Source organism: Nocardioides sp. J54 (assembly GCF_000519005.1).
In the GTDB taxonomy this organism is placed as follows: Bacteria; Actinomycetota; Actinomycetes; order Propionibacteriales; family Nocardioidaceae; genus Nocardioides.
Map to the genome: position 1 here is coordinate 110486 of NZ_JAER01000009.1, position 15220 is coordinate 125705.

Genomic DNA, 15220 nt, shown 5'->3' on the forward strand with positions numbered 1-15220 from the left:
GAAACGAACCACCGCTTCACTCGCCGCACTGGCCCTGACCGGATCGATCGCGTTCTCGGTGAGCGCCCCGACCAACCCCGCGCAGGCCGAGCCGGACATCGAGACCGTCCGCGACCGCGTCGAGAAGCTGCTGCACCAGGCCGAGCAGGCCTCGGAGCGCTTCAACGACGCCCGCCTCGAGCTCCGCGAGCTCAACCGCGACCTCGACTCCCTCGAGGCCGACCAGACCCGCCAGGGCGACGCCCTGGACGGCGTCCGCGCCGACGTGCGCGACGCCGTCATCGAGAGCTCCCGTGACCGCGGCTTCGGTCCGGCCGGTGAGCTGATGACCTCTGACTCCCAGGGCTTCCTCGACGAGCTCGCCACGCTCTCCACCGTCGACGGCATCCAGGACTCGCTCCTGTCGGACTACGACAACGAGCTCGAGGCCTACGCCATCCGGCTCGAGCAGACCGAGGAGCGGCGCGACGACGTCAAGTCGCTCAAGAGGACCCTGCGCAAGGAGAAGGAGAGCGCCGACGCGAAGCTCGCGAAGGCGAAGGAGCTCCTCTCGAAGCTCGAGGAGGAGGAGCGCGCCGAGATCCTGTCCCGCGGCAGCGGCCGGGTCCCAGCCGCGGGCTCCATCCCCGCCTCGGGCCGGGCCAAGGCCGCCATCGCTTACGCACTCGCGCAGGTCGGCGACGCCTACGTCTACGGTGCGGCCGGCCCCAACGCCTTCGACTGCTCCGGCCTCACGATGATGGCCTGGGCCCAGGCCGGCGTCAGCCTGCCGCACTCCTCGCGCGCCCAGATGGGCTCCGGCACGCCGGTCTCGCGCAGCGACCTGCAGCCGGGCGACCTCGTCTTCTACTACAGCCCGGTCAGCCACGTCGGGATCTACCTCGGCAACGGCATGATCGTCCACGCGGCCAACCCCGGTGCGGGCGTGAAGGTCTCCAGCGTCGACGAGATGCCCTACGCCGGAGCGGTCCGGCCTGGGTGACCCGGCGGGTCGTCACCTCCGCCCTGACGGGGGTGCTCTCCGTCGGGGCCCTGCTGGCCGGGGGCTGCTCGGGCGACGAGTACGTCGCCCCGCCGCCGGCCACCCGCAGCGACGCCGCTGACCCGACGGTCGCCACGGCGACCCTCGCCGCACTGCGCGACGCGCTCGACGACCCCGGCGCCGCTGCCGACCTCGGCGCCGACGACGAGTCCGCCGACCTGCTCGCGGCGCTGGCCCGCAACGCCACCGCGCTGCGGCTCGAGGACGTCAGCCTCGGCTACGTGACCGAGACCGGCGCGACCGACGGCGACGACGGCTGGGACGGCCTGGTGTCGGTCTCCTGGCGCGTCGACGGCTTCGACCGCGCCGCGGCGCGCACCGAGGTCGCGGTGTCCTTCGACGACGGGGGGCGCACGATCGCCGGCGTGGCCGCGGCCGAGCGGCGGCTGCCGCTGTGGCTGACCGGGCCCCTCGTCGTACGGCGCGTGCCGGGGGCGCTGGTCATGGCGGCGGGCGAGCCGGAGGTCGCGGACCGCTACGCCGAGCGCGCAGCCCGTGCCGTCGCCGCCACCCGGCCGCTGCTCGGCCGCGGTGACGGCCTTGTCGTCGAGGTGCCGGAGGACGGCGAGCAGCTGCACCGCGTGCTCGGTGCCGACCGGGGCGCCTACGACTCCATCGCCGCGGTGACCGCGCCGGTCGACGGCACCACGGCTCCGCGGAGCCCGGTCCACGTGTTCGTCAACCGCGCCGTCCTCGACGGCCTCGACCGGGTCGCCGCGCAGGTCGTGATGACGCACGAGGCCGTGCACGCGGTGACCGGGGCGGTCGGGGCGAGGAACGCGCCGCTGTGGCTCGTCGAGGGCTTCGCCGACCACGTCGCCCTGCGCGACGTCGACCTGCCGGAGTCCCGCACCGCCGCGCAGGTGATCCGCCAGGTCAAGCGCGACGGGCTGCCCGACCGGCTGCCCGCCGACAGCGACTTCTCCCCGGGCGCCGGGCACCTGGGCACCCTCTACGAGGGCGCGTGGCAGGTCGCCGAGACCCTGGCCGACCGCGGCGGGGACGACGCGCTGGCGACGCTCTACCGCGAGGTGCTCGACGGTGCCGGGACGGCGGACGCGCTGCGCCGGGGCTTCGGGTGGTCGGAGGACGACCTGCTGGCTGCGTGGCGTTCCCGCCTGGCGGCGCTGGCCGGCGTGCCAGAGTAGGGCCGTGGAGGAGGCACGGGCGACGCGACGGGTCGCGCTCGGCACCGTCCTGCTCGGCGTGGCGGCCTTCGTGCTGCTCGCCGCCACCCGGGTGCCGTGGGAGCCGGTGCCGGGCGGCATGCCGCCCCCGGCCGACGCGGACTCGGTGTTCACCTTCTCCGAGATCGAGCGCGGGGAGCACTACGCGCGCTGGGCGCGCACGTGGAGCTGGTCCTCGCTGGCGGTCTCGCTCGCCGTCGCCTGCTGGCTCGGCTTCGGCCGCCGCGGCCGGGAGTGGGCCGAGCGGGTGCCCGGCTGGTGGTGGGTCCGCATCGTGCTGGTCGTCGCCGGACTGGCCGTGGTCGGCCGGGTGGCCACGCTGCCGTTCTCGGTCGCGCTGCGCCGGCTCGCCCTCGACGAGGGCCTCGCGACGGGCACCTGGGCCGCGTGGTCGGCCGACGTGGCGAAGAGCGTGGGCGTCTCGGTCGTGCTCACGTCCCTGGCGGTGGTCGCGCTGGTCGGCTGCGTGCGGTTGCTGCCGCGGGCCTGGCCGGCGGTCGCGGGCGTCGTGGCCGCCGGGCTGGTGGTGCTCGGCTCGTTCGTCTACCCGCTGCTGGTCGAGCCGGTCTTCAACCGCTTCGAGTCGCTGGCCGACGGGCCGCTGCGCACCGAGGTGCTGGCGCTGGCCGAGCGCCAGGGCGTCGAGGTGGACGACGTGCTGGTGGCCGACGCCTCACGTCGTACGACGACGCTGAACGCCTGGGTGTCCGGCTTCGGCCACACCCGGCGGGTCGTGCTCTACGACAACCTGGTCGACGGCACCCCGCGCGACGAGGTGCTCTCGGTCGTCGCCCACGAGCTGGCCCACGCCGAGCACGGCGACGTGGTGACCGGCACGGCCCTCGGGGCGGCCGGGGCGCTGGTGGGGGTCGGCCTGCTCGGCCTGGTGCTCACCGGGGGAGTGCAGCGCCGCGACCTGCGCAGCGCGGGGGCGGTGCCCCTCCTGCTGGCCGTGGTGGCGCTGGCCGGGCTGGTGACGTCCCCGGTCCAGAACGGGATCAGCCGGGCCCTGGAGACCCGGGCGGACCAGACGGCGCTGGAGCAGACGGACGACCCCGAGTCGTTCGTCGCGCTCCAGCGCCGTCTGGCCCTGCGTGCCCACGCCGACCCCACTCCTCCGACGTGGTCACACTTCTGGTTCGGCTCGCACCCGACCGTGCTCGAACGGGTCGGGCTGGCCCGGGCCTACCCGGGGAAGTCGAAGTCGAAGAGGTCCTGAACGACGCCACCGAAGATGGCCACTGCTCCCACGATGACCGCGGCGATCAGGGCGATCAGCAGCGCGTACTCGACCGAGGTCGCACCGCGCTCGTCCAGCAGGGCCACCTGCCCCACGTCCGTCCCGGGCTGCATCTCGTCGGTTCCCTCTCTGGCTCTGCTCTTCCGGACAGTCGAACGGCCGGGTTGTCAGGGACAACCCGGCCGTTCGGTTCACGCGAGGTGGGTGCGAGCGATCACTCGCCGCCGGCGCCACCGTCGCCGCCGGCGCCACCGACCTCGTCGCCGACGTTGTCGAAGACGCCGGTCAGGTTGTCGCCCAGGGTGCGGACCGCGATGATGATCGCGACGGCGATGAGGGCGACGAGCAGGCCGTACTCGACGGCCGTGGCGCCGCGCTCCTCCATCTTCGCGAGCCGGGCGTTGAGCAGGATCTGCAGGTACTGGACCATCGGGGTCTCCTTGTGCACTGGTTCTAGCTGTGTCCCCGGGGAGTGCTTCCCCGACAGTCAGAACTCTGCCGGAATCGGCGTCCTGACGGATCGGGAGTTCGTCTCTTCGGTGGTAGTCAGTTCGGACTACCCGCGACCCGTGATCGGGGTCACGGCCGGACGCGGTCCCGCCGGTCCCGCAGTCGCTGTGGTCAGCGGGCGGACGGCGCGACCGTCGACAGCAGCCCGATCCGCATCGCGGTCACCAGCGCCTGGGCACGGTTGGCCGCCCCGAGCTTCTGGTAGATCCGGGCGATGTGCGACTTCGTGGTCGACTCCGAGAGGTAGAGCTTCTGCCCGATCGCCGCGGCGTTGAGCCCCTCCGCGAGGAGCAGGAGGACGTCGTGCTCGCGCTCGGTGAGGGCGGTCGACTCGGCGGACTGGCGGCGCATCATGGCACCCACCAGCCCGGCGCACACGAAGGCCTTGGGGGAGACGGCCGCGTGGCGCGCGGCCTTGATCACCTCGGTGGACGGCGCGTCCTTGCCGACGAAGCCCGAGGCGCCGGCCTGCATGGCAGCGAAGATCTGGTCGTCGCCGGAGTGCATCGTGAGCACGATGAGGCCGACCTCGTCACTCTCCTTGCGCAGCGTGCGCACGACGTCGAGCCCGGTGCCGTCCTGCATCTGCAGGTCGGTGACCACGACGTCGGGGCGCACCTCGTGGTAGCGCTGGATCCCCTCGGCGACGGAACCGGCCGTGGCGACCACCTCGAGGTCGGGCTCGAGGTCGAGCACGGCGCCGAGGCCGTTGCGGATCAGCTCGTGGTCGTCGATCAGCAGGACGGTGACCTTGGCCTGGTCAGCCGGGTCGCTCATGGCTACTCCTCGGGGGTCGTACGTGCGGAGCCAGTGCCCACCGGGTGGCGGGGGACCTTCAGGGAGACCGAGACCGTCAGCCCGCGGCTGGCGTTGTCGCGGACCACGAGGTCCGCTCCGATCAGTCTGGCACGTTCGCGCATGATCTTCAGGCCGTGGGAGTCGCTACGCGCCTGCTGCATGCCGATGCCGTCGTCGGTCACCGTGATCAGCGCCTCGGGGGCGTAGACCTGGCAGCGCACGTCGATCGACGTCGCCCGGGCGTGCTTGACCGCGTTGTTCATCGCCTCCTGGGCGATGCGGAAGAGCTCGGCCTCGACCTCGGGCCGCAGCCGGGCGGGCTGCTCGTCGAGGCGCACCCGGATCGGGATGCCGGACGACTCCGAGAGGTGCCGGGCCACGTTGCTGATCGCTGCGCCCAGGCTCTCCGCCTCGCCGATCGACGTGCGCAGGTTCATGACCGACCGGCGGACCTCGGCCACCACCACCGACACGCGGTCGCGCAGCATCCCCAGCACCTTCGCCTGCTGCTCGTCGGCGGGACGGGCGGCGAGGGCGTCGACGAGGTAGCCGAGCGAGGCGATGTCCTGGGCCACGCCGTCGTGCATCTCACGGGCGAGGCGGTTGCGCTCGTCGGCCGTCGCGGCGTCGCGGAACTGCGCGAAGAGCAGGGCGGCATCGAGCTTGACGGCGTTGTCGCCGAGGCTGGCCGCGACCTCGTCGAGGCTGATCGTGCTGGGGCCGGCATCGACGGGTCGGAGGCCGGCGACGACGGCCTGGTCGCTGACCCGGAAGGCGAAGCCCTGGCCGATCTCCACGGTCGTGCGGTCGGTGCGACCGTGGCGGACGTCGCCGGCGAGCGTCTCGCAGGCCGACAAGTCGCCGGACGACATGTCGATGGTGGAGGCCACGGGGGCCAGCGCGTCACCGCGAGGCACGTAGAGCACCAGGCCGCGGTTGGGGATGCGGTCGCTGACCTCGCTCAGCAGCTCGCCACCGAGCGCGGTCACGTCGAGGCCCGAGCTGAGGTTGCCGGCGAGGGCGAGCAGCTGCTTGAGGTGCTGCTGGGCGTCGCGGTAGGGCGCGAGCGGGTCGGACGCCCGGTCGGAGGAGAAGGTGACGCTGGCGATGAGGCTCAGGCCCAGGCCGGTCATCACCCAGGTGAAGATCGCCACCGCCTGGTCGTTGGTCAGCGTCTCCCACCACATCAGGCCGAGGGCCACCACCGCGATCACCTCGACGATGACCGTGCGGACCATCGTCCGGATCCCGGCGGTCGCGGTGGCGTAGAGCGGCGGCACCACGAGCGCGGCGAGGATCGAGGGACCGTAGGGCATGCTCACCGCGCAGATGACGCCGATCGTCGCGGCCTCCGTGGTCGGGCTCAGCGAGAGCTGGAGCTCGCGCCGGGTGGCCGTGACACCCTGGTAGACCCACACGGCTGCGATGAGCATGAGCGCCACGACGCCCTCGCTCTGGCGCAGCCACAGGATGGGCCCGCCGATGGCGAGCAGCGCGAAGAGTCGCGCTGCCCCGACCACCACGAAGGTCTGGCTGCTGGCCATGTCCCGACCCTAGGCCGTCCTAGCCGTTGAAGGCATCCATGGCCCCCAGCACGGCGGGCCCGATGACCACGATCATCAGGCAGGGCAGGATGAAGAGCACCAGCGGGACCATGATCTTCACCGGCACCTGCTGGGCCTTCTCCTCGGCGTACTGCCGCCGCTTGGTCCGGATCTCGCTCGACTGGACGCGCAGCACCTGGCCGATCGGCACGCCGAAGGCGTCGGCCTGCACCATCGCGCTGGAGAACGCCTTGAGGTCCTCGACGTCGCTGCGCTCGCCGAGCGTGCGCAGGGCGTCGGCGCGGCTGCGGCCGAGCTGCATCTCGCGCAGCACCCGGGAGAACTCCTCGGCGACCGGCCCCTCGGTGTGGCGGGCCACGTGCTGCAGCGCGGCGTCGAAGCCGAGCCCGGCCTCCACGCTGATGGTCAGCAGATCGACGGCGTCGGCCAGCGTCTTCTTCAGGTCGTCGGCGCGCTTGACCGCCGTGTTGTAGAGGTAGAGGTCGGGGGCGAAGAAGCCGAGCACGGCGCCGCCGATCGCGCCTGCGAGCATCATCGTGGCGGACCCGGCCATCGCGACCACCAGGAGCACCGCGAGCACAGGGACGACGACCGCTCCGAGCACCTTCGAGGAGATGACCCGGTCCACGGTCCAGCCCCGGGGGTTGCCCGCCTGGTCGAGACGACGGCGGATCCGCTCGGCCTGGTCGGCCCCTGTCACCCGCCGGCCGATGCCGAGCGCGCGCTCCTGGAGCGGGTCGATGACCCGGTCGGCGAAGGACGGCTCGGCCTCCCGCGTCAGCTCGGGGTCAGCCGCGCCCTGCTGCTCGAGCGCCTGCAGCGCCCGGGCGAGGCCGTCCGGGTTCTCGTTCTTCACCAGGGCGGCGCTGACCGCCGCGATCGCGCCGGCGAGGAGCACGACGCCGAGGAGGAGCAGCATCAGAGTTCCACCTTCACGAGGCGTGACATGGCGACGGTCCCGACGGTCATCATCGCGGCGGCGGTGGCGATGAGTGCCCAGCCGCGGATGTCGGCGACGAGCGGGGCCAGGTAGTCCGGGTTGCTGAACAGCATGAAGAGGGCGAACAACGGCGGCATGGCGCACAGGATGATCGCGGAGAAGCGCCCCTCGGCGGACAGCGTGCGCACCTGGCGGCGCAGGTACGCCCGCTCGCGCATGGTGGCCGCGACCGTGTTGAGCAGCTCGGCGAGGTTGCCGCCGACCTGCCGCTGGATGCGGATGGCCATCACGGTCCAGGCGAAGTCCTTGCTCTGGAAGCGTGCGGCGACGCCGTCGAAGGCGTCCTCGATCGGCATCCCGATCCGGGCCTCGACGAGGACCCGCTTGAACTCGGACGCGATCGGCTCGGGCCCCTCGCGGACGACGGTGTCGACCGCCTGCGCGAGCGAGAGGCCGGCGCTGAGGGCGCCGGAGATCAGCTGCAGCACGTCGGGCAGGGCGTCGTCAAAGGCACGGCGCCGCCGGTTGGCGCGGACGCGGAGGTAGACGGGCGGCAGGAAGGCACCGACGACCATCGCCACTGCTCCGGCGACGCCGTTGCCGGTCAGCAGGAAGCCGAAGAGGCCTGCGAGGAAGACCACCGCGATGTGGACCAGCAGCCACTCGGACGGCTTGAAGCCGCTGCCGGCGGCCGTCAGCCGCTGCGCGAGGCGGTCGTTGAGGCCGCTGTTGCGCTCGAGCACCCCCGCCGCTGCGGCCTTGGCCTGCTCGAGCATCGGCTCCGACGCGGGCTTCTCGGCCTTCTCCAGCCGGTTGACCTGCGTGCTGTAGGCCTCGACCCGTTCGGCGATGCTCATCGGCGCGGGCTTGCCGGGCACGAGCAGCATCGCCGCGGCGATGAGGCCGACGGCCAGCACGCCGGTGCCGGCGTAGAGCACCCACTCGGGGACCTGCCAGCCGCCGGGGGAGTCCAGCTCCACGGCGTCTGGCCGGGTGGCCTCGCCGGACGAGGCCGGCTCCACCGCCGCGAGCGCGCGCGCCACCACCGGCTCGCCGGCGGTCGGCAGGACGACCTCGACGGTCGCCTGGGTCGCGGAGAAGCCCTCCGGCAGCGGCGCGGTGACCAGCACCTGGCTGGCCAGCACGTCGGCCTCGGCACGGAAGTCGTCGGCGAGGCCGCGCCCGGTGCTGCGGATGACGCGGCCCTTGCCGGCCTCGGCCATCTCCTGCAGCGGCGCGAGCGCTCGGCCGGCCTGGCCGAGGCTCACCACGTCGACGAGGGTGCGGGTGCTGGCGATGCGGTCGGTGACGTCGGTGAGCGTGGACTCGCCACCGGTGTCGGCGCCGTCGGAGAGCACCAGCACGGAGCGCTGGCCCTCGTCGCCGGTCGCCTCGATCGCGGCGACGATCCCGTCGTAGAGGAGCGTGTCGCGGGCGAGCTCGAGGCCGTCGACCACGTCGCGGGCCGCGCTGCGGTCGGTGGTCGGCTCGAGGGCGACGGCGACCGTCGCGTCGAAGGTGACGATGCCGACGGCGACGTCGGCAGGGACCGTGTCGAGGTAGGTCCGTGCCGCCTCCTTGGCAGCGGTGAAGCGGCCTCGCTGGCGCATCGACTGGCTGGTGTCGATCGCCAGCACCGCGGTGCGCTTCACCTCGGTGCCGGTGCCGGCCACCTCGGCGCTCGCGTCCAGGGCGTCGCCGTCGAGGGTCGCCTCGACGCCGGCGAGGTCGACCTCGGCGCCGGCGGGGACGTTGACGAGCACCCGCAGGCCGTCGCCGGTGGACTCGACGTGGGCGATCGTGCCGTCCTCGGCGGAGGCTGCCCCGGCCGGCAGCACGAGCGCCGCGAGGGCGGCGACGAGCAGGAGCAGCAGCCGTCGCGCACCCATCAGAGCCTGTCCGTCCGGAAGAGGGTCGGGTCGACCGCGACGTTGGCGTAGGCGAGCTTCTCGAGGAACTTCGGTCGCAGGCCGGTCGAGCGGAGCCGGCCGAGGATGCGGCCGTTCTCGTCGAACCCGGCGCTGTTGTCGAAGACGAAGACGTCCTGGAGGGTGATGATGTCGCCCTCCATCCGCTCCACCTCGGTGATGTGCGTGATCCGGCGCGAGCCGTCCTTGAAGCGCGTCTGGTGCACGATGAGGTCGACGGCGGAGGCGACCTGCTCGCGGATGGCGCGGATCGGCAGGTCCATGCCGGCCATCAGCACCATCGTCTCCATGCGGGCCAGCGTGTCGCGGGGGCCGTTCGAGTGCAGGGTGCAGATCGAGCCGTCGTGGCCGGTGTTCATCGCCTGCAGCATGTCGAGCGCGGAGGCGTCGCGGACCTCACCGACGACGATGCGGTCCGGGCGCATGCGGAGGCTGTTGCGGACCAGGTCGCGGATGGTGACCTCGCCCTTGCCCTCGATGTTGGCCGGGCGCGACTCGAGCCGGACCACGTGCTCCTGCTTGAGCTGCAGCTCCGCGGCGTCCTCGATGGTCACGATGCGCTCGTCGCGCGGGATGAACGACGACAGCACGTTGAGCGTGGTCGTCTTGCCGGCGCCGGTGCCGCCCGAGACGATGATGTTGAGCCGGCCGCGCACGCAGGCGTCGAGGAAGTCGGCCGTCTGCGGCGTGAGCGAACCGAAGTTGATCAGGTCCTGCACGGTCAGCGGGTCCGCGGAGAACTTCCGGATCGTCAGCGCCGAGCCGTCGATCGCCAGCGGCGGGACGATGGCGTTGACGCGGCTGCCGTCGGGCAGGCGGGCGTCGACCATCGGGGAGGACTCGTCGACCCGGCGGCCGATGCGCGACACGATCTTCTCGATCGTTCGGCGCAGGTGGGCCTCGTCGGCGAAGTGGGCGTCGGCCTTGACCAGCCGGCCGTCACGCTCGAGCCAGACGTCGTCGTGGCCGTTGACCATGACCTCGGAGACCTCGGGGTCGCGCAGGTAGGGGTCGATCGGGCCGTAGCCGAGGATGTCGTCGGTGATCTCCTGGGTGACCCGGGAGCGGTCCGCGGCGCTGAGCGGGCGGTCCTGGGCACCGAGCACCTCGGCGAGGACGGCGCGGACCGTCCGGTCCAGCTCGTCCTGGTCCATCTCCGCGTCGTACAGGTGCGGGCCGAGCTGCTTGAGCAGCTCCTCGTGCACGCTGGACTTGAGCTCCTCGATCCGGTCGGTCTCCGAGCCGGCGAGCGGCCGCCGCGAGGACGACTTGCCGTCACCGCCGGACGAGGCGCCGGCAGCGGCCGCGCGGGCCGACAGCGGACCCGCGGCGGACGCGCCGGACGCGGGGGCAGCCTTCTGGAGGTCGGGCGCGGACGGCGGCGCGGTGGCCGCGGCGGCGGGTGCCGGGGCAGCGGGGGCCGGGGTGGCGTCCGGGGGGACGTCGGCGGCGTGCTTGCCCTGGCCGGCGGCGGCCGCCTGGGCGGCGCGGGCGGCGGCGAGGCGCTCGGACAGGCTGCTCATGAGCTCCTCCGTCGGAAGAGGCCGCGGGAGCGCTGGCCCTGCTCCGCGGCCGTGGCCGGCTCGGGCGGCGTCGGACCGCCCACGGGCTCACCCGTGACCGACGACGCGAGCTGGAAGTACGCCGCGCTCGCCGCGTGGTGCGGCTTGTGCGACACGATCGGCGTGCCCGAGTTGGTGGCGGCCGCGATGTCGACCGCGGTCGCGACCTGCGAGGTCACCGGCATCCCGAGGATGCTCTCTACCTTCTCCACGCTGATGCCGACCTCCTCGTCCGCCCGGTTGAGGAGGAGGTGGCGGTGGCCGCGGGCGATGGACAGCATGTCCATGGTCTCGAGGGCGACCTTGACGTTCTTCAGCGTCGGGACGTCGAGGGTGGCGACGATGACGCACTCGTCGGTCTCGTCGAGGGCGGTCAGTGTCGCGTCGTCGAAGGAGGGCGAGGTGTCCACGACGACGTAGTCGAAGCCCTCGCGCAGCGCTCGCAGGATCCGCGAGATCAGCAGCGGGGTGATCCGCTCCCGCACGTCGGGGTGCGCCGGCGCCGCGAGCACGCTGAGCGAGTCCTCGTGGCGGGTGAGCAGCCCCTCGAGCATGCCGAGGTCGATGGAGTCCTCCGAGCCGACGGCCTGCTCGATGGAGTGCGTCGGGAAGAGCTGCATGGTGATCGCGACGTCGCCGAAGGCGAGGTCGAGGTCGACCAGGCACACCTTGCGCGCGCCGCGGTCGGTCAGCGCGAGGGCCAGGTTGACCGACGACGTGGTCTTGCCGACACCGCCCTTGGGGGAGAAGACGGTGACGATGCGGCCGAGCTGGCGGGCGCCGCCGGGGCCGCGCAGGGCCTGGTAGAGCTGGTGGGCGCGCTCGACGGCCATCGACAGCGACTTGTCGTCGCCGTCCGCGACGACGACGTCGCGGATCCCGGCGTGCATGGAGCGGGCGAGGACGTCGGTGTCGAACTGGTCGCGGACGAGGACGACGCTGACGGTCGGCCGCTTGATCCGCAGCTCCTCGGCACAGCCGAGGGCCTCCTCGAGCCGCAGGGTCGGGCCGAGGACGACGACGTACTCGTCGGCGTGCTGGTCGAGCCAGGCGTGCATGCGCTCGACCGAGGCGACCGAGTGCGACCCGGTCGGCATCAGGCTGAGCAGCGGGGTGACGGAGGCGGAATCCGCCTCGACGATGACGGGCATCTCCGCTCCTCTCAGTCGAACAGGTTGTCGGCGGTGACGCCGGGGCCGGGCTTGACCTCGCTGGCGTCGTTGAGGAGCGCGATCGTGAGCTCGCCACCCTTCTCGGCGAAGCGGACCCGCTCGGCCTGCTCCTGGGTGACGGCGATCGTGACCAGGCGCTGGATGGAGGCGTCGGTGACGTTGCTGGTGCCCTCGCCCTTCTCCGGCTCGACGGTCTGGGTGCCGTCGGCGAGGACGGTGACCCGGTCGAGCAGGACGCGGGTGACGATCGGGTGCTGGCTGTCGTCGAGCAGCGTGGAGATCACGGAGATCTCGGAGCCGGCCTTGGTGAAGCGGCCGACGCGGCCGTCGTCCTTGACGAGGATCGAGATGGCGATCTTGCCCTTCGGGATCGGCAGGCTCGAGCGGGCCTCGACGTCCTCGATCGCGCCGAACTTGGCGGGGATGAGCTGCTCACCGGCGTAGATGGTGGTCAGCGCGACCTTGCTGCGCAGCGGCTCGGAGTCGTCGCTGGCGCCCTCGAGGAGCTGGGCCTGGGCGATCCGGGTCAGCTGGACCTTGCCGCTCTCCAGGGCGTCGTCGAGGCTCTCGCCGGGGGCGATGTCCTGCGACGCGGTGAGCACCTCCACGGTGTCGTACTTCTCGGCGGCGCGCGCGTCCGCGCCACGTGCGTACATGAACACCGCTGCGACACCGAGCGCGGCGATCACCGCGGCAACGACGAGCAACAACCTGCGACGATCCACTTCAGAGCCCTCCCGCTCCCCATGTGTTGTGCCGCAGGCCTCCCCGGGCTGCAGCGCAGGCCGAGGCTAGCGAGGCGGCGGACGACGTGTGAGTGAAATCCCGAAACGACGACCATTGGTGTCCGATCGCCTTCCGGGCATGGTCCATCGGGACTACGGTCCCCGGTCGAGTGGACCGTCCGGGCCATCCGGACCGAGACCAAGGTCACTCGTAGAGCGCAGCGATCTCGTCACGGCTCTCCCGCATGACGACGTTGCGCTTGAGCTTGAGGCTGGGCGTGACCTGGCCGGCCTCCTCGGTCCAGTCGGTCGGCAGGATGGTGAACTTCCGGATCGACTCGGCCCTGGAGACGGCCTTGTTGGCCTCGTCGATCGCGGCCTGCACCTCGGCGCGCAGGTCCTCGTCGTCGACCAGGTCGGCGATCCGGCCCGTCTTGCCGTGCTGCTCGGCCCAGGCCGGGAAGGCTTCCTCGTCGATGGTGACGAGGGCGGCGATGAACGGCTGGCCGTCGCCGACGACCAGGCACTGGCTGACCAGCGCCGACGCACGCACCCGGTCCTCGAGGACGGCCGGCGCGACGTTCTTGCCGCCGGCGGTCACCAGGATCTCCTTCTTGCGGCCGGTGATCCGCACGAAGCCCTCGTCGTCGACCTCGCCGACGTCGCCGGTGTGGAACCAGCCGTCGTGGAGCGCCTCGTCGGTCGCCTCGGGGTTGTTCCAGTAGCCGCCGAACACCTGCCCGCCCTTGAAGAGCAGCTCACCGTCGTCGGCGACCCGGACCGCGGTGCCCGGCAGGGGACGCCCGACGGTGCCGACCTTCTGCGCGTCGGGCAGGTTCACGGTCAGGGCTGCGGTGGTCTCGGTCAGGCCGTAGCCCTCGAGGACGTTGACGCCGACGCCGCGGTAGAAGTGGCCGAGCCGCTCACCGAGCGGTGCGCCACCGGAGACCGCGAACTCGCACCGCCCACCGAGCGCCTCGCGCAGCCGGCCGTAGACGAGGCGGGAGAAGAGGGCGTGCTGGACGCGGACCCGCACCGGCACCCGACCGCCGTCCTGCGCGCGGGACCACGCGATCGCGACCTCCGCAGCGCGGTCGAAGACCTTGCCGCGGCCGTCGGCCGTCGCGCGCTGCGAGGCGGTGTTGAAGACCTTCTCGAAGACGCGAGGCACCGCGAGCAGGAAGGTGGGCTGGAAGCTGGCCAGCTGGGGGAGCAGGTTCTTGATGTCGGAGCTGTGGCCGATCCGGGTACGAGACTTCACGCAGCCGACCTGGATGATCCGGGCGAAGACGTGGGCGAGCGGCAGGAAGAGCAGCGTCGAGGCGCCCTCGGCGTCGAAGAGCCGCTCGAGCTCGGCGACGGCGACGCAGAGCTCGTTCTGGAAGTTGTCGTGGGTGATCATGCAGCCCTTGGGGCGCCCGGTCGTCCCCGACGTGTAGATCAGCGTGGCGAGGTCGTCCGGCCCGGTCGCGCTCCGACGCGCCTCCAGGTCGTCCTCGGTGACCCCGGCTCCGAGCCGGCCGATCTCCGCCACGGCGCCGCTGTCGATGGCCCACACGTGCTCGAGGTCAGGGAGGTCGCCGCGCACGGCGCCGACCCGCGCGAGGTGGGTCGCATCCTCCACGACGACTGCGCGGGCGCCGGAGTCGGCGAGGATCCACCGGACCTGCTCCTCGGAGGAGGACTCGTAGATCGGGACGCTGACGGCACCGGCGAACCAGGTCGCGTAGTCGAGGAGGGTCCACTCGTAGCGGGTCCGGGAGATGATCGCCACGCGGTCGCCGGGACCGATCCCGGCCCCGACGAGGCCGCGGGCCACCGCCTGCACCTCGTCGAGGAACGCCGCGCAGGTGACGTCCGTCCAGCCGCCCTCGCCGTCCGGCCGGCTGAACTGCACGGCGTCCGGGGCCTCCCGCGCGTTGCGGAGGACGTCGTCGGTGAGGTTGCCGGAGGTCGGGACGCTGACCGTCTGCGGGGTGGAGTACTCGCGCACGTCCGCAGGCTAGGCCATGGCCCGGTATCCCGCGCCGCGCACCACACCGGCCCGGGCCGGGGTGGTCCGTCCGGTAGCCTTCCCGCATGGCCGAACAGACGTCTTCGTCGATCGTCGTCGATGCCCCCGCCGCGGACGTGATGGCCGTCATCGCGGACTTCCCGGCCTACCCGGACTGGGCCAAGGGCGTCACGGTCGCCGAGGTGCGCTCGTCGTACGACGCCGGGGACCCGCAGCAGCGGGGCCGGGCGCGCGAGGTCTTCTTCGCCCTGGACGTCTCGCCGATCAAGGACGAGTACACCCTCGCCTACGACTGGAGCGGTGACGACCAGGTCACCTGGACGCTCGTCGAGGGCAAGATGCTCAAGGCGCTCGAAGGTGCCTACGTGCTGCGCCCGGCCGGGGCCGGCGCCACCGAGGTGACCTACCGCCTGGCGCTGGACGTCAACATCCCGCTGATCGGCATGCTGAAGCGCAAGGGCGAGAAGATCCTCATCGACACCGCGCTGAAGGGCCTGAAGAAGCGCGTCGAGTCCGGCGCCTGAGCGCGGCCGCGGA

The 15220-nt window shown here is 72.5% G+C and carries 14 protein-coding genes; 4 read left to right on the forward strand and 10 right to left on the reverse strand.

Translation table 11 applies throughout. The annotated features are described in order from the left end of the window. Positions 1–58: 58 nt before the first annotated feature. From NOCJ54_RS0108895 to NOCJ54_RS24755, 3 genes are read left to right on the forward strand one after another with little or no spacing between them, the layout of a single operon-like run. Positions 59–982, forward strand: coding sequence for a C40 family peptidase (locus tag NOCJ54_RS0108895; RefSeq protein WP_232221728.1), 924 nt, complete (start codon positions 59–61; stop codon positions 980–982). Further along, positions 979–2190 carry a hypothetical protein gene (locus NOCJ54_RS28140; RefSeq protein ID WP_051485638.1) on the forward strand — a complete coding sequence of 404 codons (1212 nt, stop codon included), beginning with the start codon at positions 979–981 and terminating at the stop codon, positions 2188–2190. Before NOCJ54_RS0108895 ends, NOCJ54_RS28140 begins: the two co-directional genes overlap by 4 nt. Positions 2191–2194: 4 nt before the next feature. Continuing rightward, complete coding sequence (locus NOCJ54_RS24755) at positions 2195–3448, forward strand: M48 family metallopeptidase (RefSeq protein WP_036517332.1); 1254 nt, start codon at positions 2195–2197, stop codon at positions 3446–3448. Here NOCJ54_RS24755 and NOCJ54_RS28955 read toward each other — a convergent pair. The 10 genes from NOCJ54_RS28955 to NOCJ54_RS0108955 form a co-directional block, all read right to left on the reverse strand. Next, entirely contained in the window at positions 3415–3582 is a 168-nt protein-coding gene (locus NOCJ54_RS28955; RefSeq protein ID WP_084254997.1) for a Flp family type IVb pilin, read from the reverse strand. The two genes, NOCJ54_RS24755 and NOCJ54_RS28955, sit on opposite strands and share 34 nt — an antisense overlap. Positions 3583–3683: 101 nt before the next feature. Further along, entirely contained in the window at positions 3684–3899 is a 216-nt protein-coding gene (locus NOCJ54_RS0108915; protein WP_028655222.1) for a Flp family type IVb pilin, read from the reverse strand. Positions 3900–4090: 191 nt separating this feature from the next. Continuing rightward, positions 4091–4756, reverse strand: a complete 666-nt coding sequence (locus NOCJ54_RS0108920) for a response regulator (protein ID WP_028655223.1) — start codon at positions 4754–4756, stop codon at positions 4091–4093. A 2-nt stretch (positions 4757–4758) separates the two neighbouring features. Next, positions 4759–6321 (reverse strand): sensor histidine kinase, encoded by a 1563-nt coding sequence (locus tag NOCJ54_RS0108925; RefSeq protein ID WP_028655224.1) that lies wholly within the window; start codon positions 6319–6321, stop codon positions 4759–4761. A gap of 19 nt (positions 6322–6340) precedes the next feature. Next, a complete protein-coding gene (locus NOCJ54_RS24760; protein WP_036517334.1) occupies positions 6341–7261 on the reverse strand; it encodes a type II secretion system F family protein in 921 nt (306 codons plus the stop codon). Next, positions 7261–9171, reverse strand: a complete 1911-nt coding sequence (locus NOCJ54_RS28145) for a type II secretion system F family protein (RefSeq protein WP_051485639.1) — start codon at positions 9169–9171, stop codon at positions 7261–7263. The genes NOCJ54_RS24760 and NOCJ54_RS28145 overlap by 1 nt, the downstream gene beginning before the upstream one ends. Then, complete coding sequence (locus tag NOCJ54_RS0108940) at positions 9171–10733, reverse strand: CpaF family protein (RefSeq protein WP_028655226.1); 1563 nt, start codon at positions 10731–10733, stop codon at positions 9171–9173. Before NOCJ54_RS0108940 ends, NOCJ54_RS28145 begins: the two co-directional genes overlap by 1 nt. Next, the gene (locus NOCJ54_RS24765) at positions 10730–11923 is read right to left on the reverse strand and encodes an AAA family ATPase (RefSeq protein ID WP_051485640.1); all 1194 of its coding nucleotides are present in this window, start codon (positions 11921–11923) and stop codon (positions 10730–10732) included. Before NOCJ54_RS24765 ends, NOCJ54_RS0108940 begins: the two co-directional genes overlap by 4 nt. Positions 11924–11934: 11 nt before the next feature. After that, entirely contained in the window at positions 11935–12654 is a 720-nt protein-coding gene (cpaB, locus tag NOCJ54_RS0108950) for a Flp pilus assembly protein CpaB (protein WP_186449744.1), read from the reverse strand. 220 nt (positions 12655–12874) lie between these two features. Continuing rightward, the gene (locus NOCJ54_RS0108955; protein ID WP_028655228.1) at positions 12875–14662 is read right to left on the reverse strand and encodes an AMP-dependent synthetase/ligase; all 1788 of its coding nucleotides are present in this window, start codon (positions 14660–14662) and stop codon (positions 12875–12877) included. Positions 14663–14748: 86 nt separating this feature from the next. Between NOCJ54_RS0108955 and NOCJ54_RS0108960 the strand changes: the two genes are divergently transcribed. Continuing rightward, positions 14749–15207, forward strand: a complete 459-nt coding sequence (locus tag NOCJ54_RS0108960; RefSeq protein WP_028655229.1) for an SRPBCC family protein — start codon at positions 14749–14751, stop codon at positions 15205–15207. Positions 15208–15220: the final 13 nt, after the last annotated feature.

Bases quoted from the DNA above. Each gene is read 5' to 3' on its own strand.
- NOCJ54_RS28955 (WP_084254997.1), bottom strand. From the start codon at position 3,582: ATGCAGCCCGGGACGGACGTGGGGCAGGTGGCCCTGCTGGACGAGCGC.
- NOCJ54_RS0108915 (WP_028655222.1), bottom strand. From the start codon at position 3,899: ATGGTCCAGTACCTGCAGATCCTGCTCAACGCCCGGCTCGCGAAGATG.
- NOCJ54_RS0108920 (WP_028655223.1), bottom strand. From the start codon at position 4,756: ATGAGCGACCCGGCTGACCAGGCCAAGGTCACCGTCCTGCTGATCGAC.
- NOCJ54_RS0108925 (WP_028655224.1), bottom strand. From the start codon at position 6,321: ATGGCCAGCAGCCAGACCTTCGTGGTGGTCGGGGCAGCGCGACTCTTC.
- NOCJ54_RS24760 (WP_036517334.1), bottom strand. From the start codon at position 7,261: ATGCTGCTCCTCCTCGGCGTCGTGCTCCTCGCCGGCGCGATCGCGGCG.
- NOCJ54_RS28145 (WP_051485639.1), bottom strand. From the start codon at position 9,171: ATGGGTGCGCGACGGCTGCTGCTCCTGCTCGTCGCCGCCCTCGCGGCG.
- NOCJ54_RS0108940 (WP_028655226.1), bottom strand. From the start codon at position 10,733: ATGAGCAGCCTGTCCGAGCGCCTCGCCGCCGCCCGCGCCGCCCAGGCG.
- NOCJ54_RS24765 (WP_051485640.1), bottom strand. From the start codon at position 11,923: ATGCCCGTCATCGTCGAGGCGGATTCCGCCTCCGTCACCCCGCTGCTC.
- NOCJ54_RS0108960 (WP_028655229.1), top strand. From the start codon at position 14,749: ATGGCCGAACAGACGTCTTCGTCGATCGTCGTCGATGCCCCCGCCGCG.